25 protein-coding genes are annotated in these 24806 nt (G+C 65.3%); 15 read left to right on the forward strand and 10 right to left on the reverse strand.

The window, feature by feature from the left end; all coding sequences use genetic code 11:
• Positions 1-139 precede the first annotated feature (139 nt).
• The gene (locus tag E2L06_RS13265) at positions 140-553 is read right to left on the reverse strand and encodes a gamma-glutamylcyclotransferase (protein ID WP_138782092.1); all 414 of its coding nucleotides are present in this window, start codon (positions 551-553) and stop codon (positions 140-142) included.
• A gap of 114 nt (positions 554-667) precedes the next feature.
• On the opposite strand from E2L06_RS13265, the gene E2L06_RS13270 reads away from it, so the two are divergent.
• Positions 668-1741 carry a PGF-CTERM sorting domain-containing protein gene (locus E2L06_RS13270; protein ID WP_138782093.1) on the forward strand — a complete coding sequence of 358 codons (1074 nt, stop codon included), beginning with the start codon at positions 668-670 and terminating at the stop codon, positions 1739-1741.
• Positions 1738-2076, forward strand: a complete 339-nt coding sequence (locus E2L06_RS13275) for a hypothetical protein (RefSeq protein ID WP_138782094.1) — start codon at positions 1738-1740, stop codon at positions 2074-2076. Before E2L06_RS13270 ends, E2L06_RS13275 begins: the two co-directional genes overlap by 4 nt.
• A gap of 199 nt (positions 2077-2275) precedes the next feature.
• Here E2L06_RS13275 and citZ read toward each other — a convergent pair whose 3' ends face one another.
• Together citZ and E2L06_RS13285 are read right to left on the reverse strand one after the other, a co-directional pair.
• On the reverse strand, positions 2276-3424 hold the full coding sequence (gene citZ / locus E2L06_RS13280; protein ID WP_138782095.1) for a citrate synthase: 1149 nt from the start codon (positions 3422-3424) through the stop codon (positions 2276-2278).
• A 248-nt stretch (positions 3425-3672) separates the two neighbouring features.
• Complete coding sequence (locus tag E2L06_RS13285; RefSeq protein WP_138782096.1) at positions 3673-3876, reverse strand: hypothetical protein; 204 nt, start codon at positions 3874-3876, stop codon at positions 3673-3675.
• A gap of 122 nt (positions 3877-3998) precedes the next feature.
• Between E2L06_RS13285 and E2L06_RS13290 the strand changes: the two genes are divergently transcribed.
• Positions 3999-5483, forward strand: a complete 1485-nt coding sequence (locus tag E2L06_RS13290; RefSeq protein ID WP_138782097.1) for a sulfatase-like hydrolase/transferase — start codon at positions 3999-4001, stop codon at positions 5481-5483.
• Positions 5484-5592: 109 nt separating this feature from the next.
• Positions 5593-6033, forward strand: coding sequence for a hypothetical protein (locus tag E2L06_RS13295; RefSeq protein ID WP_138782098.1), 441 nt, complete (start codon positions 5593-5595; stop codon positions 6031-6033).
• An 89-nt stretch (positions 6034-6122) separates the two neighbouring features.
• On the opposite strand, the gene E2L06_RS13300 is transcribed toward E2L06_RS13295, so the two are convergent.
• On the reverse strand, positions 6123-6566 hold the full coding sequence (locus E2L06_RS13300; RefSeq protein WP_138782099.1) for a desampylase: 444 nt from the start codon (positions 6564-6566) through the stop codon (positions 6123-6125).
• On the reverse strand, positions 6563-7543 hold the full coding sequence (locus tag E2L06_RS13305) for an ABC transporter substrate-binding protein (RefSeq protein WP_138782100.1): 981 nt from the start codon (positions 7541-7543) through the stop codon (positions 6563-6565). The genes E2L06_RS13300 and E2L06_RS13305 overlap by 4 nt, the downstream gene beginning before the upstream one ends.
• A 136-nt stretch (positions 7544-7679) precedes the next feature.
• On the opposite strand from E2L06_RS13305, the gene E2L06_RS13310 reads away from it, so the two are divergent.
• Positions 7680-7859: a hypothetical protein gene (locus E2L06_RS13310; RefSeq protein ID WP_138782101.1), complete on the forward strand. Its 180-nt coding sequence runs from the start codon at positions 7680-7682 to the stop codon at positions 7857-7859.
• A 70-nt stretch (positions 7860-7929) separates the two neighbouring features.
• On the opposite strand, the gene E2L06_RS13315 is transcribed toward E2L06_RS13310, so the two are convergent.
• Positions 7930-9783 carry a molybdopterin biosynthesis protein gene (locus tag E2L06_RS13315; RefSeq protein WP_138782102.1) on the reverse strand — a complete coding sequence of 618 codons (1854 nt, stop codon included), beginning with the start codon at positions 9781-9783 and terminating at the stop codon, positions 7930-7932.
• 445 nt (positions 9784-10228) lie between these two features.
• On the opposite strand from E2L06_RS13315, the gene E2L06_RS13320 reads away from it, so the two are divergent.
• The 3 genes from E2L06_RS13320 (at position 10229) to E2L06_RS13330 (ending at position 14126) form a co-directional block, all read left to right on the forward strand.
• On the forward strand, positions 10229-11341 hold the full coding sequence (locus E2L06_RS13320) for an acyltransferase (RefSeq protein WP_138782103.1): 1113 nt from the start codon (positions 10229-10231) through the stop codon (positions 11339-11341).
• Positions 11342-11465: 124 nt separating this feature from the next.
• Entirely contained in the window at positions 11466-12944 is a 1479-nt protein-coding gene (locus E2L06_RS13325; RefSeq protein ID WP_171052367.1) for an MATE family efflux transporter, read from the forward strand.
• Between the two features lie 54 nt (positions 12945-12998).
• Entirely contained in the window at positions 12999-14126 is a 1128-nt protein-coding gene (locus E2L06_RS13330; protein WP_138782104.1) for a serine hydrolase, read from the forward strand.
• Between the two features lie 84 nt (positions 14127-14210).
• On the opposite strand, the gene E2L06_RS13335 is transcribed toward E2L06_RS13330, so the two are convergent.
• On the reverse strand, positions 14211-14561 hold the full coding sequence (locus E2L06_RS13335) for a nuclear transport factor 2 family protein (RefSeq protein WP_138782105.1): 351 nt from the start codon (positions 14559-14561) through the stop codon (positions 14211-14213).
• 75 nt (positions 14562-14636) lie between these two features.
• Complete coding sequence (gene glp, locus E2L06_RS13340) at positions 14637-15947, reverse strand: gephyrin-like molybdotransferase Glp (RefSeq protein WP_138782106.1); 1311 nt, start codon at positions 15945-15947, stop codon at positions 14637-14639.
• A 102-nt stretch (positions 15948-16049) separates the two neighbouring features.
• Here glp and E2L06_RS13345 point away from each other — a divergent pair, with 102 nt between their 5' ends.
• The 7 genes from E2L06_RS13345 (at position 16050) to E2L06_RS13375 (ending at position 22514) form a co-directional block, all read left to right on the forward strand.
• Positions 16050-16412, forward strand: a complete 363-nt coding sequence (locus E2L06_RS13345) for an Hsp20/alpha crystallin family protein (protein ID WP_138782107.1) — start codon at positions 16050-16052, stop codon at positions 16410-16412.
• A gap of 76 nt (positions 16413-16488) precedes the next feature.
• A complete protein-coding gene (locus E2L06_RS13350) occupies positions 16489-18135 on the forward strand; it encodes an AarF/ABC1/UbiB kinase family protein (protein ID WP_138782559.1) in 1647 nt (548 codons plus the stop codon).
• 41 nt (positions 18136-18176) lie between these two features.
• Positions 18177-19253, forward strand: coding sequence for a hypothetical protein (locus tag E2L06_RS13355; protein ID WP_138782108.1), 1077 nt, complete (start codon positions 18177-18179; stop codon positions 19251-19253).
• Between the two features lie 71 nt (positions 19254-19324).
• Positions 19325-20239 carry a hypothetical protein gene (locus E2L06_RS13360; protein ID WP_138782109.1) on the forward strand — a complete coding sequence of 305 codons (915 nt, stop codon included), beginning with the start codon at positions 19325-19327 and terminating at the stop codon, positions 20237-20239.
• 307 nt (positions 20240-20546) lie between these two features.
• Positions 20547-20921, forward strand: a complete 375-nt coding sequence (locus E2L06_RS13365; protein ID WP_138782110.1) for a translation initiation factor IF-5A — start codon at positions 20547-20549, stop codon at positions 20919-20921.
• Positions 20921-21769 (forward strand): agmatinase, encoded by an 849-nt coding sequence (gene speB, locus E2L06_RS13370; protein ID WP_138782111.1) that lies wholly within the window; start codon positions 20921-20923, stop codon positions 21767-21769. The genes E2L06_RS13365 and speB overlap by 1 nt, the downstream gene beginning before the upstream one ends.
• A gap of 253 nt (positions 21770-22022) precedes the next feature.
• The gene (locus E2L06_RS13375; protein WP_138782112.1) at positions 22023-22514 is read left to right on the forward strand and encodes an 8-oxo-dGTP diphosphatase; all 492 of its coding nucleotides are present in this window, start codon (positions 22023-22025) and stop codon (positions 22512-22514) included.
• 25 nt (positions 22515-22539) lie between these two features.
• Here E2L06_RS13375 and E2L06_RS13380 read toward each other — a convergent pair whose 3' ends face one another.
• Positions 22540-23514 (reverse strand): NADPH:quinone oxidoreductase family protein, encoded by a 975-nt coding sequence (locus E2L06_RS13380; protein ID WP_138782113.1) that lies wholly within the window; start codon positions 23512-23514, stop codon positions 22540-22542.
• A 166-nt stretch (positions 23515-23680) separates the two neighbouring features.
• Positions 23681-24604 carry a TIGR03571 family LLM class oxidoreductase gene (locus tag E2L06_RS13385; RefSeq protein WP_138782114.1) on the reverse strand — a complete coding sequence of 308 codons (924 nt, stop codon included), beginning with the start codon at positions 24602-24604 and terminating at the stop codon, positions 23681-23683.
• Positions 24605-24806: the final 202 nt, after the last annotated feature.

Genomic DNA, 24806 nt, shown 5'->3' on the forward strand with positions numbered 1-24806 from the left:
AATACAGGGAATGCACGGCGTGTGACGTGCGAATGGACAAGGGGACCCAGAGTATATAAATCTCATGCACCCACGGCGAAAGTGAAACCGCAAGCAAGCGGCGGGTTAGAGCAGACGTCAGACGAAGGACAGACAGACGTCATTCGATCTCCCGGACCACGACGACCCGCCGTGAAACGACGCGTCGGACGCGGTCGCGAAACGGGCCATCCCCCGGCCACGTCACGTCGACGGCGAGTCTCTCAGGGTCGCCGACGTACACCCAGCAGCGATCGTCCGCGTCTTCCACACCGCTTCCGGCTGCCACCGCGACGCGCACGTAAAGTCCGCTGTCGACACCCTCGTATCGGTCGAGGCGCTCGAGGCCCGCGTCGTCGACCGCGAGTAGCCGTCCGTCGACGCTGCCCCCGGGTGCGAGCGTCGGATATCGGCCGTCGACCTGGTGACACCCCTCGAGGGTTGCGCGGCCAGCGAACTCGTACTGGCTGCTGTCACCGAGGACGGTCGCGACTTGCTCGGGATCGGTCAGCGTTCCGTAGACGAAGACGAACACGGTGGTCGGTTTCAGCGCCAGCGCCTTGCTCGTACTGCTCCAGTCTCGGCACGCGAACAGTCATTCTATCATTACTACACAAAGCACTTATACAACTGGTGTGCGCACGATGATATGAATCGCGAGTCCCTCCTGACCATTGCGACACTCGTGGTCGTGACCGGGGCGGTCACGACCCTCGCGCTCACTGGGGCGGTGTCCGATCCTAGCGAGCCCGAGACGGCCGCCGACGTCGAGCACACCGGCCACGTGTCGCTGGCCGAAATCACGATCAGCGCTGACGAGGTTACCGGCGGCACCGCCACCCTAGCCGTCGATACGTACCTCGAGCATCGTGGCGGTCCCGTCACGAACGTCACCGTCGTCCATCGCGCGACCGACACCAAGACCGGTCTCGTCGAGGGCACCACCGAACGGGACGTCGAGACGCTAGCTGACGGCTCCGAAGTCGTCGTCACGGATACAGTGTCGGTCCCCCGCAAGAGCAGCTACGAGATCGAGACGTTCGTCTATCGAAACGGCACCCGTACCGAGTCGACCAGCCATACTGTCGACGGCGTCGACGCGCTGACGCCCACGTACGCTGCCACTGACGTCGAGTTCCACCGCTTCGGCGGCGACGCTGGCGGGAGCCCCGCGGACATCCCCGCGATCGGCTACTCGATTGACTCGACGACTCCCGACACAGCCACGCTGGAGGTCAGCAGCTATCTCACCAATACCGGCGACGACGCCGAACGTGACCTCGAGCTCGAAGTGAACGCCCGCCAGGCAGCGTCGAACGTCATCGCTGACTCCGCGACCGTCGAGCTGTCGACGATCAAGCCCGGGAAAACCGCATCACCGACCGTTGGGCTCGATGTCCCGCAGGGGTACGACTACTACCTCGATGCGATCCTCTGGCGGGACGGCACGATCGTCCGGACGAACCGCGCGGCTGCCAACCTCGGCCCCGGGTCGCTGTCCGTCAACGAAACAGCCAGTGAAACCGGGCTCGAAGTAAGCGACTTTGCCAGCAGTTCCGACGCCTACAGCGCGGCAGCCGACAGCAGCACCGAGCGTGAGAGCGATGGCGAACGTGAGGACGCAAGTGCTGAATCGAGCGGGGACGGAACACCTGGATTCGGGATCGCCGTCACCGCTGTTGCAGTCCTCGCTACGATCGCGCTCGCACGGAGGTTCCAATGACTGATACATCGACACAGCCGACGACCGACGCTGACCAGCCGACCGAGCAACAGACACACCAGCGCGATGGCGCTCAGACGGCAGCCAAATCGAACGCCATCAGCGGATTCGATCCACGCTCCAACGAGATCCACCGCTATCTCGCCTGGGGCGCACTCGCCGTCTGCTCGCTGGTGGCCGTGTTGGCCCTGTTTCAGTTTTACGGGAGCGTTACCAGCACCATCGAGCTCTGGGTCGATCCCAAGTTCCAGCCGCCGATCCGCGCCGCGTTCAACCTCGCCGTCCTCCTGACGTCACTGATCGGCATCTCGCTGCTCGTTCGCGAGCTGAAGTGACCGGCTGCGAGCGGGAATCAAACCGTCCTGTCGTTTGTGTCGCCTGCAACGAGTGGCGGTGCTTACACGGACTGATACGGTCTCTGTAACGAGGTCCCTGTGGGCCTGCAGTGCGGGTCGCGGTCCAACCAGAACTGACTGATAGGAGTCCGTATGAAACGGTCGAAAATCGAAGACAGAAAACGCGACGGAAACGGCGTTACCGTTCTTCGATCGGGACGAAGTCCTGGTCCTCTGGGCCGGTGTAGCGGGCGCGCGGGCGGATGAGACGGTTGTCGTCCTGGTACTCGAGGACGTGGGCGATCCAGCCACCGGCGCGGCTCATGGCGAAGATGGGCGTGTACATGTCGATCGGGATGCCGAGCTGGTAGTAGACCGAGCCCGAGTAGAAGTCGACGTTGGGGGCGATGCCCTTCTCGGTGAGGCCCTTCTCCTCGGAGAGGTACTGTTCGATGGTGGTGGTGTACTTGTACCACTTGTCCTCGCCGTTGTTCGCGAGTTCCTCGCTACGTTCTTGGAGGATCTTCGCGCGGGGGTCTTTGACGTTGTAGACGCGGTGGCCGAAGCCGGGGATGCGCCGGCCTTCTTCAGTTGCCTGTTCGACCCACGCACGGTGATCGAGATCGCTTTCGTCGATCTCGATGAGGACTTCCATGACGTCCTGGTTCGCACCGCCGTGGAGCGGTCCGGAGAGGGCGCTGATGCCGCCGGTGACGGCGCTGTAGATGTCGGCCATCGTCGAGCCGATGACCATCGAGGTAAACGTCGAGGCGTTCAGGCCGTGGTCGGCGTGGAGGATGAGCGCCTGATCGAACGTCTCGGCGGCGACGTCGTCGGGCACCTCGCCGGTCAGCATGTAGAGGAAATTCGCCGCAAGCCCGAGGTCAGGGTGAGGATCGACCGGCTCCTCGCCGAGTCGGTAGCGCTCGAAGGCTGCGAGCGCGGTCGGGATCTTGGCCGTGATGCGACGCCCCTTCCGAAGCGTCGCCTCGAGATCCTCGGGATCGGCGTCTTTTTCGGGTTCAGTGGCCGAGAACATCGAGACCGCAGTTCGCAGCGCCGCCATCGGCTCTTCGTCGGCCGCGGCGAGCCGTTCCATCGTCGCGAGGACGTCCTCACTGACCTCGCGTTCTTCCATGAGCGCGTCCGTAAACGGCTCGAGTTCGTCTTCGGTCGGGAGGTGACCGTTCCAGAGCAGGTACAGAACCTCCTCGTAGCTCGCGCCGCGCGCGAGGTCCTCGATCGTGTAGCCGCGATAGATCAGCCGGCCCGCATCGCCGTCGATCGAGCTGAGTCCCGATTCAGCGACTAACACACCCTCGAGCCCTTTCTTGAGGTCGTCAGACATACTCAGGGATTTCGGACCCTAATGGAAAAGTATTATCGTTTGGTCGGTGTCGGATGATAGCACGCCAAATCGCTGGCTGCCATTCCCTTTTTGCTCGAGACCAAAGTATGTTTCCGAATTGTAGTGGACAAACAGTCAGTTAGGGGATGCTGTCGACCGGCACTGGTTGACAATCGGTCACATTGTGTGAAATTTAGCCAGTGATGGCCGCTGGCTGACTGGTTCAGCGACACCGCGAGACGGGCCGATCACCGATCGCGCGTGCGCGCCGCTGTCCGCTCCGATGGCTCGAGCGAGTCGTCAGTCGACGAGCGATCCGTCGCGTCACACCGCTCGACCGGCGAGTGGCCCGTCTCGACGAAGTGGTCGATCATCGCGCGGCTGAGTGCAGCCGCGTCGTCCCCATCGGCTCGATACTGCCACCCACACTCACCACAGTACGCACTCGGCACGCCTTGCCCATCGAACGGCTGATAAATCAACGGTTGGGTTCATACGGCGTCATCTTATGGGCCCTGTCGAGTGGCTACATGCAGGTTATACCATTAACTACAGAGTGGGTGTACGATGCTCGATGGCCGATGCTGACGCCGACAGTCGCCCGAACGTCTTGCTCATCCTGACTGATCAGGAGCGATACGACGCCAGCGCACCCGACGACCCGCCGGTCGAAACCCCGGGAAGCGATCGGCTCTCGGACGAGGGGCTCCGCTTTACCCACGCCGTCACGCCGATCAGCATCTGCTCGAGCGCGCGCGCGTCGTTGTTGACCGGGCAGTTCCCCCACGGCCACGGCATGTTGAACAACTGCCACGAGCCGGATGCCATCCAGCCGAACCTTCCCGCGGATCTGCCGACGTTCTCGGAGGAACTGGTCGCTGCTGGCTACGACCTCAGCTACACGGGGAAGTGGCACGCCGGCCGGGATCGGACGCCCGGAGACTTCGGGTTCTCGTATCTCGGCGGCAGCGACACACATCACGACGACATCGACGAGGCGTTCCGCGAGTATCGCGAGGAGCGTGGCACCCCCGTCGACGACGTTGAACTCGAAAATCAGATCTATACGGGCGACGATCCGCGAGACGGCGACGATGGGACGTTCGTCGCCGCGACAACGCCGATCGACATCGAGGAGACGCGGGCCTATTTTCTCGCGGAACGGACGATCGACGCGATCGAGGCCCACGCCGACGGCGACCGGGACGGCCCCCTCTTCCACCGGACGGACTTCTACGGCCCGCACCACCCCTACGTCGTCCCGGAGCCCTACGCCTCGCTGTACGACCCCGACGACATCGAGCGGCCCGACAGCTACGCCGAGACCTACGACGGCAAGCCCCGCGTCCACGAGAACTACCTCGCCTACCGTGGCGTCGACGGCTTCGGCTGGGACCTATGGGCGGAAGCGATCGCGAAGTACTGGGGCTTTATGACGCTCATCGAACACCAACTCGAGCGCATCCTCGACGCACTCGACGCCCATGGGCTGACTGACGACACGGTCGTGGTCCACACCTCCGACCACGGCGACTTCGCCGGAAGCCACCGTCAGTTCAACAAGGGCCCGATAATGTACGACGACACCTACCGGATTCCACTGCAGGTGCGCTGGCCCGGCGTCGTCGATGCAGACACAGCCTGTGACGCGCCGGTCCACTTACACGATCTCGCGGCGACCTTCCTCGAGATCGGTGACGTCTCCGTCCCCGAGCGCTTCGATTCGCGGAGTCTCGTCCCCATCCTCGAGAACGGGGGCGACGTGCCGGCCGAGATGGAGTGGGCGACATCGACGTTCTCCCAGTACCACGGCGACGAGTTCGGCCTCTACAGCCAGCGGATGGTCCGGACGGACCAATACAAGTACGTCTACAACGGCCCCGACATCGACGAACTGTACGACCTCAAGGCCGACCCCGCAGAGCTCCACAATCTGATCGACCACCCCGAATACGAGGACGTGCGAGGAGCCATGCGAACCAGACTGGCCGACTGGATGCACGAGACCGACGATCCAAACCGTATCTGGGTGACCGGCGTCCTCGAGGACGCGTCGTAGCTGCGATCCGAGATGACCAGCCGATCACGGGACGGAAGCGTACGTTTACGGTTCCGAAGCGGCTACCCTCGTCTATGATCGCGGACAGCGACGAACGGAGGGTGAGCCGATGACAGAACACAGTGGCGACGAGTCACCGGCCGAGCTTCGCGAGGAAGCCGCCGAACACGAGGACGTAGCCGACGCCCTCGAGGACCTCCTCGAGGAACTCCGCGACGAGGAGGTCAAGGGATCGCGACTCGAGGGGCTGTTCGACGAGGCCAGCTCGAGCAACCCGAACATCTGGAACATCGTGACCGCCTTCATCGACGTCGAGGACGGCGAGGCGGTCGTCACCGACGAGTCGAAGCTGGCGCAGGGGAGCTGGGCCCCCGAGATCGTCGAGGGCTGTGACACGATGATCACGCTCGATATCGAGTACGGGATGATGCCCGACGAGTTCAAATACACCGCCGGGAAGAAGCTCAACCAGCGGATCGAAGAGTTCCGCGAGAAAGCAGCGGCGGCACGAGCGAAAGCCGACGAACTCGAGGACGACGCGGACGACTGATACGGTCTGCTGTCACGATGTCCCGGTGGGCCCGCAGAACGGGTCGCGGTTACACCGGCACTGACTGACAGGAGTCCGTATGAGCCAGGTCAGTCGACGACGAGCCGTTCGCGCTCGAATTGCCCAGCGGTCCCCTTCTCGTCGTCGCCGTGCTCGGCTTCGGTCCGCCAGCGCCACGACCCGATCTCGCGGGGCTCGAGCGAGACGATCACGTATGACCGATCGGGCCACGTCGCCAGTTCGGCGTCGGTTTCGCTGGGATGGGCCGGGCCACGGGGATGGGAGTGATAGAAGCCGACGATTTCCTCGCCGCGATCCTCGAGGCGGTCGAAGATCGCCAGCTGCTGTTCGGGGTCGATCTCGTACCGCGTCCGCGGGTTCGCGGCGACGTTGTCAGCTGGATACTGCGACCGGACGCGACTCGTCCCCTCAGGCTCGTACGCGCCACCGAGGACGCCACAGATCTCCGCGGGGCGTCCCTCGCGGGCGCGCTCGCGGATCGCGTCTCGGAGGGCAGCGGGGAGAACGATCACGGTGACGAGTCGGCCTCGGGACGCGTCTCGGAGCCAGCAGCCGTCGGCTCGAGCCCTGCGAGGTCATCGAACGGAACCGCCACGTCCGGATCGGGGCCGTCGAACCGGTCGGGCTGGACGATCGGTGCCAGTGCCTCGAGCGTGTCCACCAGCCGCGGCCCGGGCCGGTTAAGGTAGTGGTCGCCGTCCATCGCCCAGACGCGGCTCTCCTTAACTGCCGTCAGCTCGTCCCATCCGTCGCGCTCGGTGAGATCTGCGGTGTTCCGTGCGATCTGCTCGAGGCCGAACCCACAGGGCGCGACGACCACGAGTTCTGGATCGTACGCCCGAATCTCGTCCCACTCGCGCGGTCGCGAGCGCTCGCCGACGTCGGCCAGTCCGTACGCGCCGCCGGCCCAGTCGACGAGTTCGGCCGTCCAGTGGCCCGCGATCATGGCAGGCTCGGTCCAGTCGAAGATCGCCACGCGCGGGCGGTCGACCGCGTCGATATCGGTAGTTCGCTCGCGGATGGCGTCGATGCGGGACTCGAGGTCGCGTCGAACCTCGGCCGCGCGGCCCTTGCGACCGACTGCGCGGCCGATCCGCTCGAGATCGTCGAACACGTCACCGACGCTGTGGGGATCGGTCGGGACGACCTCGGGATCGGCCGAAATCCGGTCGACGGCATCGGCGACGACGGCCTCGTCGACCGCACAGACGTCACACATTCCCTGTGTGACGATCACGTCCGGCTCGAGATCATCGAGCGTCTCGACGTCGATCTCGTAGACGCCGTCTTCGGTCTCAGCGACGTCGAGAACTTGCCGGTCGATCTCGGCGCTCGAGGCCGACGCGTCGGCGTCGATTCGCGACCGAGTGACAGCGGGGGCGCTCGCGGCACGCCGCGGGTAGTCGCACTCGTGGGAGACACCGACAGGCTCGAGTCCCAGCGCGGCGACGATCTCGGTTGCCGAGGGGAGCGTCGTGACGATTCGCATGGCTCCTCGTAGGGGGCGGGCGACCAAAAGCAGCCTCGTCGGAGATCCGGTCTCGCAACCACTTCTGCTCGAACGGGCGCTCGCGAACGCGGACGCGTTCGAACGATATATCATATCCGTCCACCCTGTGGAGGGTATGGCAGCCCTCTTACAGCTGTTCGGTGCGAACCCCCTCGGCGGACTGGTACTTGCAGTCCTCGTCCCGCTCGTCATCGTCGCGTTCGGAACGTACGTCGGCGTACTGATGGCGCTCCAGTCGTTTTTCGACGCCTCGTCGTGGCAGGAAGCGACTCAGCCCGGCGACGCCGAAGAGTAGGTTCGGGCGATCGGTCGGCTCTCGTCGCGTCGCCGTGGAACTCGAGGCCACCCGCGGGCGAGGGCATCGATCACTGCACGTCCGCGAGCGCCGCTTCGAGTTCGCGAACCCCCTCCTTGCCCGTCCGATCGGGGTTCGCCAGCACCCGCACCGGCTGTTCGCCGAGGGAGACGAAGCCCAGATCGAGCCGGTCGGCCGTCTCGCGCAGGCCGAGGCCGGCGTCGGCATCGCCCGCGACGACCTTCCGGGCGGGGCTCTCGTGGGCGCGCAACCCGAGATCGTAGCCATCGATCGCGTCGGTTAGCTCGCGTCTGGTCGTTCCCCGGTCGTTCGCGAGATCGGCGATCGCCGCGTCGAGACTCGAGCGCAGCCCCGAGTCGGTCGTCCGATTGATAACGCGCAGGTCGCGATCGATCAGATCGGACAGGCCCTCGATCTCGTCGGGGTTGCCGGCGCGGACGACCAGCCCCCACTCGCGCTCCCAGCGGCCGAGTTCGGTCGTCTCGACGTCGGCCTCGAGCGGGCCCGCGGCCACGGCCACGTCGGGAACGCCTTCGCGGAGCCGTCGCAGGCCGGGCCGAGTGCCGACCGAGAGGTAGCGCGGGTTTGCGAGCCCGTCGAGCACGCGCGACACGGTCGGGTCGTCCTCGCCGACGCCGAACAGGGTCGGCGGCCGAACGTCCGGCGAGAACAGCGTGGCGGTGACGGGTTCGCCCGCCTCGAGGTAGTCGGTTTCGGGACCGACTTCGACGACGCCGTCGGCGTCGGCGAGGCTAGTCGTCGCGCCGCTGCCCTTGTCGACAGGGTAGACGAGCGTGTCGCCGTCGCCGTCGGTGACGAGGCCGACGGGCATGAGCCGATGACGGCCTTCCTCGTAGCGTTCCTGTCGGGCCAGGCGGCCGGCAACGGTCGCCGATGCGGGTTCGGAGAGGCCGGCCGCCTCGCGGATCGCCGGCGCGACGAAGGTTCGGAAGACCATCATCGCGGAGACGGGATAGCCCGGAAGGCCGACGTAGGCTGAGTCGTCTAGCCGGCCGATCAGCATCGGCTTGCCCGGCTTGACGCTCACCCCGTGGAGCAGCAACTCGCCTTGCTCCTCGATGACGCGGTAGATGACGTCGACCGCGCTCGCGCTGGTCGAGCCCGAGGAGAGCACGAGGTCACATTCGGCGGCGGCCTCGCGGAGGATCCGCTCCATTTCGTCTTGCTCGTCGCCGGCGTGGGGATAGAGGACGGCCTCGCCGCCCGCGTCCTCGACCCCGGCGGCGATCGTGTAGCTGTTGACGTCGTAGATCTCCCCGCGCTCGCTCGCGAGGGCCTCGCCCGGTCGCACGAGTTCGTCGCCGGTCGAGACGATGCCGACGCGTGGCTTGGCTCTGACTGGCACCTCGTCGACCCCCAGCGCCGACAGCAGGCCGATATCACGGGGCGTGATCTGTGTCCCGGGACCGAGCGCGCGCTCGCCTGCGGCGACGTCCGCGCCGGCGAACATGACGTTGTCGCCGGGGGCGACCGCGGTCCGGACCAGCACATCGTCACCCTCCGGATCCATGTCTGTGCGCTCGACCGGGACCATCGCGTCGGCACCGTCGGGCATCACTGCACCGGTCGAAATCTCGGCGGCTTGCCCCTCCTCGAGCGCGACGTCCGGTTCCTCGCCGGCGTGGACCTCGCCGACGATTTCGAGCCGGGCAGGATCGGCCTCGTCCGCGCCGAACGTGTCTCGCGCCCGGAGCGCGTAGCCGTCGAGGCTCGCCCGGTCGAACCCCGGGACGTCGAGTTCGGCGTCGAGTCGCGCCACCAGCACCCGGCCTCGCGCCTCCGCGAGCGGGACGCGTTCGATACCGGCCTCGAGGGCCAGCGAGTCGATCGCCTCGCGTGCCTCTGCGGGGGTGGCGAGATCACGAAACTCCTTGCGATTCATAGCGGCACTTCGCGTGCCGGGGGTAAAAACGTCGGTCTCCCGAGTCTGAGACCTGCGTGCGGAGTCCGCTACCGTACCTAGCGCGCCACTTCTCCTGGACACTGAACGGATCGTCAATGGGAGTTCTGGATGGTGCAACAGTTGACTCAAAGACAGTAGTCCGACTACATCGTACATCGACCCGCAGGGCTGGCGATAACGGCGCAATAGCACCGCTGAAACACGTATGTCAGATGGGGAAGGGTGCCGAAATGGGCTTACTGTACGTATAGTAACGGCATCGGTTGCTGGAGGGGAGGTATGGAGAAACGCGGTCGACGGACCTCTCTCCGCGCCGTGAAAACGGCCGAGACTGGACGTTTGCGTGCTCGAGCGATGGGAGCACAATGGCCTGCGGTGGGCGGCGAGTCGGTGGTCGATCGCGGAACCGAGGGATGCTCGAGTGATGACTGATCGCATCTACAGCATCGATTCGGTGCGAATAATCGCAATGGCGTTCGTCGTTGCGATTCACACGGACCCGTTCAGGGGGCTCGGAGCGACCGGGAACATGGTGAATTTTCTGATCGACTCGGTTGCACGATTCGTGGTTCCGTTCTTCTTCATGACATCAGGGTATTTTTTCGCCCGCAAAACCGCCCGTCGTGAACTGACCGACTATTTCACCGATCGAGTGACCACGATCACATCGCTATACGCGGCCGGGCTGTTGCTCTCCGCGCCAGTTTTCCTCGCGGGAACGGCTGTGCGTGCAGGCGCCGAAAACAGGGATATCATCCGTAGCAGTGCGCTCAAACTAACCGAATTCGTGTCTCCGCCCGCGCTACTATACTACGGGACGTCGGTATCCGAGATCCTCTGGTTTCTCCCGGCCCTCCTTCTCTCGCTCACGTTCGTGTCACTCTTCGTTCGGATCGACAAGACGGACTATCTGGTTCCAATTTCGCTCGTATTCCACGTGATCGGACTTTTGGGTGCGAGTTATACGATGTTCGTGGACATCCCGTTCGAGATCAGAGATGCGCTATTCTTCGGGTTCTTTTACACGAGCCTCGGCTACGCAATCTACTCGCGCGACTGGCAGCCAGATCCCGAGCGGAGCACGCACTATCTTGTGGCAACCGTCATGTTCGGCGTGTTCCATCTCGGTGAACGATACGTCCTCGGATACGTTCTCACGGGTGAGACGTTCGCTCAGGGGGTCTACACGGCGAGTTATACGATCGGAACCGCACTGTTTACCTTGTCATTATTTCTGTTCCTTCTCTCGAGGCCGGAGCTCGGACGGTCGACGCCGTTACCGTCGTGGGGAAACTATGCCGTCGGTATCTATATCGCCCACCCCGCGGTGTTATACCCGCTGCAGCGGATCGGTGAGGCGCTGGAGGTGCTAGGCTATGGAATTCGAAGCACGCTCCTGTGGCATCTCACGTTGACGCCGCTCACTTTCTTCGGAGCCGCACTCGTCTACGTCGCAGCACGCAGAGTCGGCGTCAATGAGCGGTGGAGAACCTACCGACCGCGAGTGCGATCGGCGTCAGATCGCGACTCGAGCTAGGCGGAACACTCGAAGCTCGGAAGATGGTACCCGGATTCGGTCTACTGCGTCAGAGAGGGGTGCATTCTGACCGAGCCGTCCCGACATATGAGCGCCTTTAGTGCCGAATCACGAACGGACCCTCGTGGCTGTTCGCTCGAGAGATATCCCGAATCCCGTCCGATGGCTGTTGCTCGCGGTGGGCTACCTGCTGGCACGGGCCGGTGTGATCGACCGGCGACGCGCCGAGCGGACGACCGACCTCGCCTGGCCCCGCATCGTCACGGGGATCGCGCGGATGTCGAAGTCCGCGGCGGACGTCGCGATGGTCGGGATCGCCCTCGGCCCGGCAGCGATCGCCGGCGTCGGGCTCGCGACGCCGTACTGGGGGCTTGCCTTTGCAGTCGGTGGCGGTGTCGCCGGTGCGACCATCAGTCTGGTCTCCCAGCGATACAGTGGCGGGACCGCCGCGGGACTCTCGCTCGCGGTGACGACGAGTAGCATCATCGTCGCCGCGGTCTTACTGCCGCTCGCTGCCGTCTACGGGATGGGCGCTGAGAGACTGATCGGGGTCATCGGCAACGATCCCACTGCGATCGCCTTCGGCGCGGACTACCTCCGCGTCGTCGCCGTCGGCGTCCCGCTCGCGGGGCTGAACCTCATCGCTAGTCGGACACTCGTCGGTGCGGACGACGCGTGGACGCCGATGGTGCTCCGGGCGGGCGGCGCAGTCGTCAACGTGGCGCTCAACGCGGTGTTGCTCTTCGTCCTCGAGTTGGGCGTCGTCGGCGCGGCAATCGGCACGGTCGTCGCGAACGGCCTCGTGCTGGCGGCGTTCGCGGTCGGCTTCACGTTCGGCCGACTGCCGCTGATCGGTACGTTCCCCGTCACGGTCAGTATCGCGTGGCCGTTCGCGACAGTCGGTGAAATCCGCGACGTACTCAGCATCGGGACGCCGCTGGTGTTTACCAACGTCGCACGGCGGGCCGCCCAGTTCCCGATGCTCGCGATCGTCGCGCTCTTCGGCCCGAACGTCCTCGCCGCCTACGTCGTCGCCCGGCGCGTCCGAGACCTGATGGACACGCCCGGTTGGGGGTTCTCGCTTGCCTCGAGCAGTCTGGTCGGCCAGGAACTGGGCACCGGTGACGAAGGGGACGCCGACGCCTACGGCCGCGAGGTGCTCTGGTTTGGTACCGGCGTCTACCTCGTCAGCGGGGCGCTCGTCCTCGTCTTCGCCGAGCGGGTCGGTCGCCTGTTCGTGTCCGATCCATCGATTCTGCCGCTCGTGACAGCCTTTATCGCCGTCGCGTGTGTCAGCGTCGTCTTCCGCGGCATCAGCGGCGGCGCGACCGGGCCGCTCCGCGCCAGCGGCGACACCCGCTGGCCGTTCTACGGGCAGGTACTCGGGCTGTATGGCTTCGCGCTTCCCGTCGCCTTGGTCGGTGCCGTCTCGATTCCAGTTCCGTACCTCAAGGCCGTGACGCCGCTCGGAATCGGCGCGCTCTACGCTGCGTTGCTCCTCGAGACGTTCGTCCCCGCCGCGGTCACGTACTACCGGTTTACGACCGGCCGCTGGAAGACCATCAGCCGTGCGTATCGGCCCGATTCGTCGGCGGGCGACTAACTGCTAGCTGTCTCGGGCGGAACGATTACAATCCCGCTGCTGGTTGCACCTGGTATGTCACGGCTTGCCGAATCCGACCGCGAGCGCATCGCCGCCCTCTTCGAGCGCCACCTCGAGGTCGGGCTCCACCACGGGGCACAGCTGGCCGTCTTCGTCGACGGCGAGCTCGTCATCGACCTCGCGGGCGGCACGACTGGTCCCGACGGCGACGCAGAGACCCACGAAACGCGTCACGTTCTCTTTTCGTGTACGAAACCCTACGCCGCAGTGACGCTGCACTCGCTAGTCGAGGAGGGCGCACTCGCGTACGACGATCGGGTGGTCGACCACTGGCCCGAATTCGCCGACGCAGGCACCGACAAGGCCGAGATCTCCGTTCGACAGGTGCTCAGTCACACGGCGGGCCTACAAAAGAGCACGATCGACGGCCGGCCGACCGCCTGGAGCGACTGGGACGCCGTCATCGAGACGCTCGAGGAACAGGACCCGCTCTCGCCGCCGGGCGAGGTGCCGGCCTATCACGCGCTGACGTTCGGCTGGCTGGTCGGCGAACTCGTCCGCCGCGTCTCCGGCACGCCGATCGAACGTGCTGCCGCCGATCGTGTCTTCGGGCCACTCGAGATGGACCACACCGGTATCGGCCTCCGGGACGAGGAGGACGACGACGTGGCGACGGTGGTCGGCTTCGAGCCGTTCGACCGCTGTCGGGACCCCGGTGAAGGACTCGGCGACAACGCCGCGGTCGCGGCCCCGTTCAACGCCGAACAGGTCCACCGGGCGGTGGTCCCCGCAGCCAACGGGGTCGGCACCGCGCGGGACATGGCCCGCTTTTATGCCTGTCTGGCCAACGGCGGCGAACTCGAAGGAACCCGACTCCTCGAGTCCGAGACCGTCGAGCGGATGACCCGGCTCGCAGCCGAGACGGAATCCGACGGGACGCTCGACCGCGAGGCACGGTTCGCGCTCGGCTTCTGGAAAGGCGGAACGACGGTCGCACCCTACGGCTCGCTCTCCCCCGAGCACGTCTTCGGCCACGCTGGCCTCGGGAGCAGCGTCGGCTGGGCCGACCCCGAGGAGAACATCGGCTTTGCGTACGTTACCAACGGGGTCCGCGACGGCACCTACGAACACCTCGCCCGGGTGAACGCGCTGGCCGATGCCGTTCGGCTTGCGCTGCGGTAAGTATCCGGACTTCTGTCGATCACGTTCGGCACAGTCACCGACCTGTCGTGTAGAAATGCCGGACCGTCGGTCCAGCAGACCGTCTCAGGCCTTCGACGAAAGATGCCCGGCAAAAGTCTGGAACAGGATCGTCTCCTCGGGAACGTAGAACGTGTCCGTGGCGAACTCGTAAACGTTCTCGGGGGTTTCGGCTTCCCAGACGATGTAGGCGAACTCGTCCTCGACGGTCTCTTGTTGCATGTCGATCGTGGCCTCCTCGTGATCGAACTCCGCGAAGAGGTCCTCGAAGAGCCCCTCGATCTCCTCGAGGCCACGGAACGTCCCCATGTTCGTCACGATTACCGACTCGTCGGTGTAGTCCTCCATAACGGCCTCGAGGTCTTGCTCGCCGAATGCCGTCAGGTGGTGGTCGAGTACGTCGTCAGTCGTTGTCATTTGGATCCCTCAATGAGGGTTGGCAACACATGTCGATATCAAGGTTGTGGAAGAACGAACCCCTCTCGAGGGGTGTTACGGATTGACTTCCCAGTTCTCGACGGCCACCGTCTCGCCGGCCGGAATCCCCTCGCGGTCGTCGTCGACGACGACCCAGCCGTCAGCCAGCGCAACGCTCGAGAGCACGCCCGACCCGCTCGCCCGTGTCGGAATCGCCGTGTACGCGGGTTCGTCGCGCTCTAGGTCGTCCTCATCGCGGGCCTCGAGGCGCACCCGTGCGAACGTCCGTGTGCCGGGTTCGCTTGGGATCTTGCGCTCGAGTCGAGCCTGCGTCGTCGGGTGGGGATCGGGCGTCGTGCCCTCGAGCCAGCGCAGCGTCGGCCGGAGGAACTGGACGGCGTTGATGATACAGGCGACGGGATACCCCGGCAGCGCGAGCACGGGCGTGTCCTCGACGATCCCCAGACAGACGGGATGGCCGGGTTTGAGCCCGACGCCGTGGACCAGCACCTCGCCTACGTCGTCGATTACCTCCGGTAGTAGGTCCCGCTCGCCGACCGAGGAGCCCCCGGTCGTGACGACCACGTCCTTCGTCAGGTCGCGCTGGATGGCCACGCGCAGTGACTCGGGGTCGTCGGTGACCACGTCGCGGTACGTGGCGCGAGCGCCCCAGCGCTGGGCCAGCCGCGAGACGGTGAGCCCGTTGGTCTCGACCACCTCGCCGGGATCGGGCTCGGCCTCGACCAGTTCCTCGCCGGTCGGAATCACGCCGACCGTGGGTCGCTGGGCGACTGCGACCTGTCCGTACCCCGCCGACCGCAGCAGGCCCAGATCCGACGGCCGAAGCCGGTGGCCAGCCTCGTAGAGTGCCTGACCTTCCTCGACGTCTTCACCGATCGGCGCGACGTTTTCGCCCTCCGCGAGAGCGTCTTCGACCTCGAGTTCGCCGAGCGCTTCGCGTTCGGTAACGCGTTCGATCATAACGACGGCGTCGGCACCCTCGGGGAGGGCGCTGCCGGTGTGAACCCGCGCGGCTGTTTCCGGCTCGATACGGTCGGCAGTCGTGTGCTGGTCATCGGACGCGTCATCGGGCTCGACGAGTCGCAACACTTCGGGCGAGCGCTCACTGGCCCCGAACGTGTCCGCGGCCCGGACGGCATAGCCGTCCATCGCCGCCCGCCGATAGTGGGGGACGTTTCGGGCGGCCGTAACGGGCGCAGCGAGGGCCCGACCGTCCGCACGCGCGACGTCGACGGTTTCGGTCCCACACGGCACGTCGGCGTCCCCACGGTCTGCGACAGCCTCTCTGAGAATTCGGCGCGCCTCGTCGACCGGTGTCCGCATCTTGAACCCGGCCTCCGTACGCTCGCGGTCGGCACCTTCCATACCGTGACTCGAGTCGCCGGACGGCAAAAGCGTGGGGGGCTATTTGGGCAGGAAATCGCCGCGACCGCGGGGTTTTTCGTATCGGCGTTCGAACCTGTATCCATGTCAGCGCTCCGCGACGCGTTGCGGGATCTCTCCGAGGACATCTTTTTCGATCTGCTCGAGAGCGAGGACGCCTACCTGCTCGTCCTCGATGTCCCCGGAGTCTCCGCCGAGTCGCTCGACCTCGCGATCGAGGACGGTCGCATCTCCATCGATGCCACTCGGGACAAGGAGCCGACCGACGACTACCAGTACATCGAGGAGAACCGCTCGCTCTTTCTCGATGTCGACCTCCCGCTGCCCGACGACGCATCCGATGCCAACGCCGAGGCGACGGTCGATCGAGGCGTCCTCGAGTTAGTCCTGCCGAAACGAGGCGCCAGCGACGAGACGACGATCGAGATCGTCGACGAGGACGCCTAACACGGGGTGAGTGAGACTGGCTTCTCTTCGCGCATACAAGCGCTTCGTCATCGTCGCGTGGCAGTTCCTGCCGTTGTTGCTCGCCTACGCCCGTGACCGGCGGCGTTTTCTCCTGTTTGGCCGCCCCCGGCAGGTCGACCACGAGACCCATCGTCGCCGGGCCGAGCGGTTGCTCGAGTCACTGTTGACGCTGGGGCCGACGTTTATCAAACTCGGCCAGTTGCTGTCGACCCGCCCTGACGTCCTTCCGCCGGCGTACATCGACACCCTCGCGTCGCTGCAAGACGACGTGCCGCCGGCCCCCTGGCCCGAGGCAAAAGAGGTGCTCGAGGACGAACTCGGCCCCGTCGACGAGCGCTTCGCGGAGTTCGACACCGAGCCGATCAGCGGCGCGAGTCTGGGACAGGTGTATCGGGCGCGACTCGATCCCGAGACCGAGCGGACGCGGGCCGAACCGACCGACGGAGTCAGTCGCGAAGTCGCCGTGAAGATCCGCCGTCCGAACATCGAATCGCTCGTCAAAGCCGATCTACGGGTCATCAAGTGGTCACTTCCCATCCTGCTGTATTTCGTCGGCGAAGCGCGCGCGTTCTCGCTCGAGAACCTGGCCGACGAGTTCTCGAAGACGATCCGCGAGGAGATGGATTACGAGCGCGAAGCCGAGATGCTCACCGAGATCCGCTCGAACTTCGCCGACGACGACCGCTTTCTGATCCCCAACGTGATCGAGAGCCACTCCGACCCGCGCGTGCTCACGATGGAGTACATCGAGGGAACGAAGATCAACGATCTCGAGGAACTCGAGCGCAAAGGGATCGACCGAACGCAGGTCGCGGAGAACTTGGAGCGGTCGTATCTCCAGATGATCATCGACGACGGAGTCTTCCACGCCGATCCCCACCCCGGGAACCTCGCGGTGACCGACGAAGGGCAGATCGTCTTCTACGACTTCGGGATGTCGGGGCGGGTCGATTCGTTCATTCAGGAGAAGATCGTCGACTTCTACGTCGCCGTCGCCAACCAAGATATCGACGGCATCCTCGACGCACTGGTCGAGATCGGGACGCTGTCCCCCGACGCCGACCGCGGCGTGATGTCCGAAGTGATGGAGATCGCCATCCAGGACGCCCGCGGGGAGGACGTCGAACAGTACCGGGTCAACCAGATCGTCGGCCAGATCGAGGACTCGATCTACGAGTTCCCCTTCCGACTCCCCAAAAACCTCGCGCTCGTCCTCCGGGTCGCGACCGTCGTCGAGGGCGTCTGTGTCACTCTCGATGAGGACTTCGACTTCATCGCGACGGCGACCGACTTCCTGACCGAGGAAGGATATCGCGAGGAAACCATCCGCAATTACATCGACGAGACGGGCCAACAGCTCCGCCGCAGTGGCGAGTCGCTGACTCGACTCGCGCCCAAGACCGAGCGCGTACTCGACCGGCTCGACCGCGACGACCTCTACGTCCGCATCGGCGTCGAGGACTCGGAGAGCGTCTTCGAAAAGTTCGCCAAACGCATTATCTACGGCATGCTGCTCACGATGTCGCTGTTCTCGACCGGCGTGCTCTACGCGCTCGAGGCCCCCGCTGGATCGATCGTCGCAGCGGTTTTCTCCGTGATCGTGTTGATCCAACTCTACCGGTCGTTCCGCTCGCCAAAGTCGATCGGCGCGCGACCGCAGTTTACCCGCCAGAACCTCCGCCAGCGCCGCGGCGAGGAGTGACGGCGGCCAACCTTCTTTCCGCGCTGGGTCGAAGACAGACCATGGACTACGATCGAGTCGCCGACCTGTCGCTGACGATCGAGTCGGTCGCAAGCGAGCGCCGCGAGCGCGAGACCTCGAGCGAGTTTACCCGCGTGACGACCGAATTCGCGCTTTCGGGACCGACACCGAACGGCGACGGGACGGTTACGGGACGTGGCGAGGACGTGACCTACGAAACCGAAGATCACGACCGGCTGGCGGAGACCGGCCTGCCGGAACTCGCCGGCGAGTACACGTTCGGGTCGTTTTCCGAGCGGCTTGCGACGCTGGATCTCTTTCCCGGCGGCGAGCCTGACCGCGAGGTCTTTCGCAACTACCGGCGGTGGGGCATCGAGAGCGCGGCGCTCGACCTCGCTCTGCGACAGGCCGAGACGGACCTCGCCAGCGTGCTCGATCGCTCGCTCGAGCCGGTCCGGTTCGTCGCGAGCACCCGCCTCGGCGAGCCGCCGACGACCGACCGACTCGAGGACCTGCGCGAGCAGGTTCCCGACCTCGAATTCAAGCTCGATCCGACGCCCGAGTGGGACGCCGACCTCGTCGCGGCGATCGACGAACCGGTGGGCACCGACGCGGTCCGCATCCTCGATCTGAAAGGCCAGTACGAGGGCACCGAGGTCGACGTGCCGGCCGACCCCGAGCTGTACGACCTCGTCCTCGAGGGATTCCCCCACGCCATCATCGAGGATCCGGCGCTGACCGACGAGACGCGGCCGCTGTTCGAGGACCCCGACGTTCGATCACGCGTCTCCTGGGACGCCCCGATCCACGGGCTCGACGACGTCGAGTCGCTGCCATGGGAGCCCGACTGGGTAAACATCAAACCGTCGCGTTTTGGCTCACTCGAATCGCTGCTCGAGACGATTACCTACTGCAACGAGCGCGGAATTCGACTGTACGGCGGCGGGCAGTTCGAACTCGGCGTGGGTCGTGGACAGATTCAGACGCTTGCCTCGCTGTGCTATCCCGACAGCCCCAACGACGTTGCCCCGCGGGCGTACAACGAGCCCGCAGTCGGTGACGGGCTGCCGGTGAGTCCGCTCGAGCCAGCCGGCGAGTCCGTCGGATTCCGCTGGTAGCGGCTGGCCCGTTTAGCCACGTCATGACAACAGGATTATAATCACTCGAGCGGAACGTCTCGGCGACGTCGATGGACGGACTCACAGGCCTCGTCGCGCTACTGGTGGCGTTTCACGTCGTGGTGTTCGCGCTCGCTCCGCTTTTCGTCGACCACCGACGGCGGACGTTTCGCCGGCGCTTTCACGTGCCGATGCGGCCACTCGCGATTACGTGGACGGCGGCGCTCCTCGCGTGTGTCCTCCTGGCCGCCGTGGGAGACCTGCCGCTCGAGGCCTCGATGGGACGGCGCGAGGTTCGGGCGGTCGGCCTCGTCGGAACGTTGCTCGTCGGCGGGACGACCGTCGGCTGTGCCGCCATCGTCGGCGGCCTCCTCGTCGGCCGCCGCGTCCACCGGCTTCGGACTGGCAAGTGCGAACCGCCGGGCGAAATCGTTGCGACCGGCCGCGCCGTCCCGACCGCTGACGGCGAGCCAGAGCCGAGTCCCGTGTTCGAGCGGCCGGCCGTCTGCTGGGCCTGGACGCTCGAGGCGAACGACCGGTTCGGCGGCGATAGCGGGTGGACGATGGCCCGATCGGGCTCGGGCGGCGTTCCGTTCCGCGTCGAACGAGACGCCGAATACAGCGACGTAATGGTCGATCCCGACAGTGCACACGTCGACATCGCGCGGTCGGATTCGACCATCCAGCCGCCAGATGACCCAGCACCTGGCCGCCTCGAGCGACTGGCGGATACCGACGTCGGCGGCACTGACCACCGATACAGCGAGGGTGTGGTCGCGCCCGGCGACACCGTCACGGTCGTCGGCGACGTCGACGCCGAGGGGCGAGTGATCGACGACGGATCGCTGGCAACACACGTCACCGCGGGCGAGCAAGCAGCGGTTATCCGCCGTCTCGGACGCCGTGCGCTCGGCTACCTCGTCATCGGTTCGGTGTGTCTACTGGTTTCGATCCAGAAATACCTCACCTGGCTGCAGCTTCGCTGAGAGGCGAACGTCTGTTCGGCCACCAACACTTTACGGGACGGTGACAAGGTTGAGAAGTCCGGGGTGGACTGGATGGATGTGAGTGCTGCGGTCCAGCCTGGATGTGAGTTTTTCCCGGACGTTCCACGGGTTTCGAGTCCGCTGTAAAATAGCTGGGGGTTCGTCACCCGCCGGCCGGCACGCTCGCTGTAGGCTCGAGTCGGCCGGATTCGAGATCAAAGTGGCGGAGATAGTCCTGTTAGCACACCGAACAGGCTCCAGCGGCCATTCCAAACGGTTTATGGCCGTCGGTTGATTACGCCGGGACATGGCGAAACAGCAGACCGAAGTTCGCGATCTCCAGGAAGGCAGCTACGTCATGATCGACGATACGCCGTGTAAAATCAACGCCTACTCGACGGCCAAGCCAGGTAAACACGGCAGCGCCAAGGCTCGCGTCGAGGCCGAGGGCGTCTTCGACGGCAAGAAACGCTCGCTCTCTCAGCCCGTCGACGCGAAGATCTGGGTCCCGATCATCGAGCGCAAAAACGGGCAGGTCGTCTCGGTAGACGGCAACGACATGCAGGTCATGGACCTCGAGACCTACGAGACGATCACGATGCGCGTCCCAGAGGACATAGACGTCTCCCCCGACGAGAACATCGAGTACCTCGAGATGGAAGACCAGCGAAAGATCGTCTAATGTTTCCTGGGGCGGCTGACGAACGCGAGGGGACCGACGCGGCGGCTGATGCCGACCGTGGAGACGCGAACTTCGTGGTCGTCGGTGCGCCGCTGGACGCCACGACGACCTTTCAACCGGGGACCCGATTCGGGCCCCAGCGGATCCGCACTTTTGCCGAACCGTTCGACGATTACGATCACCGAACAGGCCAGCATTTCTCCGACCTGGGCGTCGTCGACCGCGGCGATGTCCGTGCGTGGGACGACGTTCCGGACTACCTCGAGTACCTGACGAGTACGCTGCGCGAGGCCGTCTGGAACGACGCCGTCCCACTGCTCCTGGGGGGCGAACACACTGTCTCGCTCGCGGGCGCACGCGCGGTCGAACCTGACGTATTCGTCTGCCTCGACGCCCACCTCGACCTCTACAGGGCCTACGACGGTAACCCGCTCTCCCACGCTGCCGTTACCCGACGGATTCTCGAGGACGTCGACGCGGTCGAAGAGGCGATTATCCTCGGCGCGCGCACCGGCAGCGAAGCCGAGTGGGAACGGGCAGCGGCAGACGACGTGACCGTGGTGCCACCCGAGGACGTCGCAGGCTGGGACCCTGGCGACCGACTCGCCGATCGCGACGTCTACCTGAGCGTCGACATCGACGCCGCCGATCCCGGCTTCGCGCCAGGCACCGGGACAACCGAACCGTTCGGTCTCGAGCCACGGGAACTCCGCGACATCGTCCACACGGTGGCACCCCACGCCGACGGCTTCGACGTTGTCGAAGTCAACGACCGCGACGACGGGCAGGCGGCCGCCTTAGCGGCCAAACTCGTCCGGGAGTTCGTCTTTTCGAACGCCAACGGGTAAACGGGCCCGTCAGCCACTTGTCGATGTAGTGCGGTGGCGTGTGCTGAGCCACAGTGAGCGGGCAGCGAACTGTGGCTCGAACGCACGCGAGGGATGAGCGAGCGAACGCGAGTGAGTGAATCGGTTGGGGAGGGTGTGGGTTCCCAATCATTACGATAGCAGCATGGCTCTATCGGCAGCGACACTCTCCGAACGGAGTCACTCGACTCGAGCGAGCGGACACGCTTTTTTCGCTGCACGCGAACCGACCGATATGCTCGAGACGACGCTGTGTTTCCCGCTTCGGGACGGCGATTCCAACGCGGGGCGAGAAGTGCTCCTCATCGAGAAACGCCGCGGGCTCGGCGAGGGCTGGTACAACGGTCCTGGCGGGAAATGCGAAGCCGGCGAAACGCCGCGAGAGTGTGCCGTCCGTGAAACGCGCGAGGAAGTCGGCCTCGAGGTCACAGACCTCGAGAAAGCCGGTGAACTCACCTTCCTGCTCGACGACGACACACACTCGGTCTGTCACGTCTTCCGGACGCGTTCGTTTACCGGCGAGTCGACCGCGTCCGACGAAGCCCATCCGGAATGGGTCCCCATCGAGGACGTGCCCTACGACCGGATGTGGGACGACGATCACCTGTGGCTCCCCGGCGTACTCGAGGGGCGGACAGTCGTCGGCGAGTTCCGATTCGAAGGTGGCGAGCCCCTAGACGAGGCCGAGTTCGTCGAGCACGACCTCGAGTGGGACGGTTCGGTGTGAGTGCTCGAGCGGCGGGGCCGTCGAGTTAGGGTTTCAACACGACCTTGCCCGAACTCTTCCGGTCCTCGATGTACTGGTGGGCGTCGGCGGCGTCTTCGAGTGCGAACGATTCGCCCACCACGACCTCGAGATCGCCACTCGCGAGTCCCTCCGTGAGGTCGGGTACCGCCTGCATTACGCTGCTCGGGTCGTGGGTGGCGGCCTGACCGAGGTGGAAGCCTTTGACGGTCTTGTTCTCGAAGAGCAACCGCCGGTTGCTGACCTCGGCGGGGACGCCGCTGGCGACGCCGTAGGTAACCATCCGGCCGAAGTGGGCCATCGCGTCGAGGCTGCGCTCGAAGACGTCGTCACCGACGCTCTCTAAGACGAGGTCGACGCCCTCACCGTCGGTTTCCTCCTCGATGACCTCGCGGAAGTCCGTCTCGGTGTAGTCGATCGGATGGTCACAGCCTAATTCGGCCGCAAGCTCGAGTTTCTCCTGGGAGCTTGCAGTGCCGAAAACCTCCGCGCCGGCGTTCGACGCCAGCTGAACCGCAGCCGTGCCGACCCCGCCCGCGGCGGCCTGGATCAGCACTGACTCGCCTTCCTCGAGGCCACCCCACGCGAACAGACAGCTATGCGCGGTGAGAAACTGAATCGGGAAGCCGGCGGCTTCCTCGAAGCTCATCGCTTCCGGCACGGGAAAGAGCATCTCGGCGTTCGCAACCGCGTATTCGGCGTAGCCGCCAGTTTCGACCATCGCGACGACGCGGTCGCCCTCCGAGACGTCCTCGACGCCGTCACCGACCGCATCGATCCGCCCTGCGGCTTCCATCCCAGGAGCGTACGGCGGCTCGGGACCGCCCGGATAGAGGCCACGACGCTGCATGATATCCGCGAAGTTGATCCCCGCCGCCTCGACGGCGATGCGGACCTCGCCCGGGCCCGGCTCTGGACGGTCCGTGTCGATGACTGCGAGTCGATCGCTGTCGCCGTATTCTGTTACCTCGATCGCTTTCATACTACTCCTGCGGGCGACAGGCGGATAAACCTCTGAGAACCGGAGGAAACGAACGGTCAGTTGTGGGGCGGGATATCGTTACAATGGACGGATTTGTTACTCGATCCAACACTCGAGTTCGCCGCGTTGCAGCCGGCCGCGGTTCCGTCGGTCATGGACCGAGACGCTACAGCTGGTCGATGATCTCGTCGGCAAACGTCGACAGCGCCGCCTCTCGGTCGTCATTCTGGATCCCGATAATAGCGTGATCGAGGCTCAGTTCCTCGAGTCGGCCGAAGTACTCCCGGAACCACTCGACGCCAGCCCGGAAGCCCAGATGCAGCGGTTCGGGCTCGGCCGTTCGGTCGTCGGCCAACTCGACGCGAACTGCGATCGCGAACGGTTTCTCGCCGGCGCGGTCGCGCCAGTCATGGAGGTAGCTCTCGAGCGTGCGCTCGGGTAGGTGATAGAATAGCCAGCCGTCGCCGTGCTCGCCGATCCACTCCTTGGACTGGCGGGCGTGGCCGGTCGGGAGCAGCGGAATCGTCTCCGTCGTCGGTTCCGGCACGACGTCGAGGTCGCCCTCGAGCGATCCCCACTGGCCCTCGAGGTCCGGAAAGTCCTCGCGCCAGACCGTCCGGATGGCATCGACGCTCTCGCGGAACAGCCGGCTGCGGTCGTCGGGGTCGACGTCGAAGGCAGGGTACTCGGGGTCGCGGTCGCCGGAGGCGATCCCGAGGACGAGCCGCCCGTCCGAGAGCTGATCGACCGTCGCCGCGGATTTGGCAACGTGGAGCGGATGGCGAAGCGTGAGGACGACACTCGAGGTGCCGAGCGCGATGTCGTCGGTCCGGGCCGCGACGTGTGAGAGCCACGGCCAGGTGTCGAACGTCTGGCCGGCGTCGCCGAACTTCGGCCAATAGGTTGGGACATCACGCGCCCAGAGGCCGTCGAAACCGACCGCCTCGGCATGTTCGGCAAGGTGCAGTTCGGCGTTGATATCCGGTTGCGAGCGGTTCGTGCCCGTCAGCGGGAAGCCGGCACCGAAGGTCAGGCCGTCGTGGTCGAACAGGCGTCGGTAGCCCGCGTTTGCGTGTCCGCCGGAGTGCATTCGATCATGCTATCGGGCGAAGCGGTATGACGATGGCGTTGTTCGACGGCTGTGGGTGGCGACGCTTTGCAGTCGGGTCCTCACAGCGGATCGAGACGGCGTGTGCGTTCGCCTCGAGTCAGTGACCGCGTTGCCACTCGGGCGACGCGAAAAAGTGGAGAATTCGAGATGGAAGTGGCAGCCTGGTCGTCAGTCGACCCGA

This window comes from Haloterrigena sp. H1, from assembly GCF_005938085.1.
Lineage (GTDB): Archaea > Halobacteriota > Halobacteria > Halobacteriales > Natrialbaceae > Natrinema.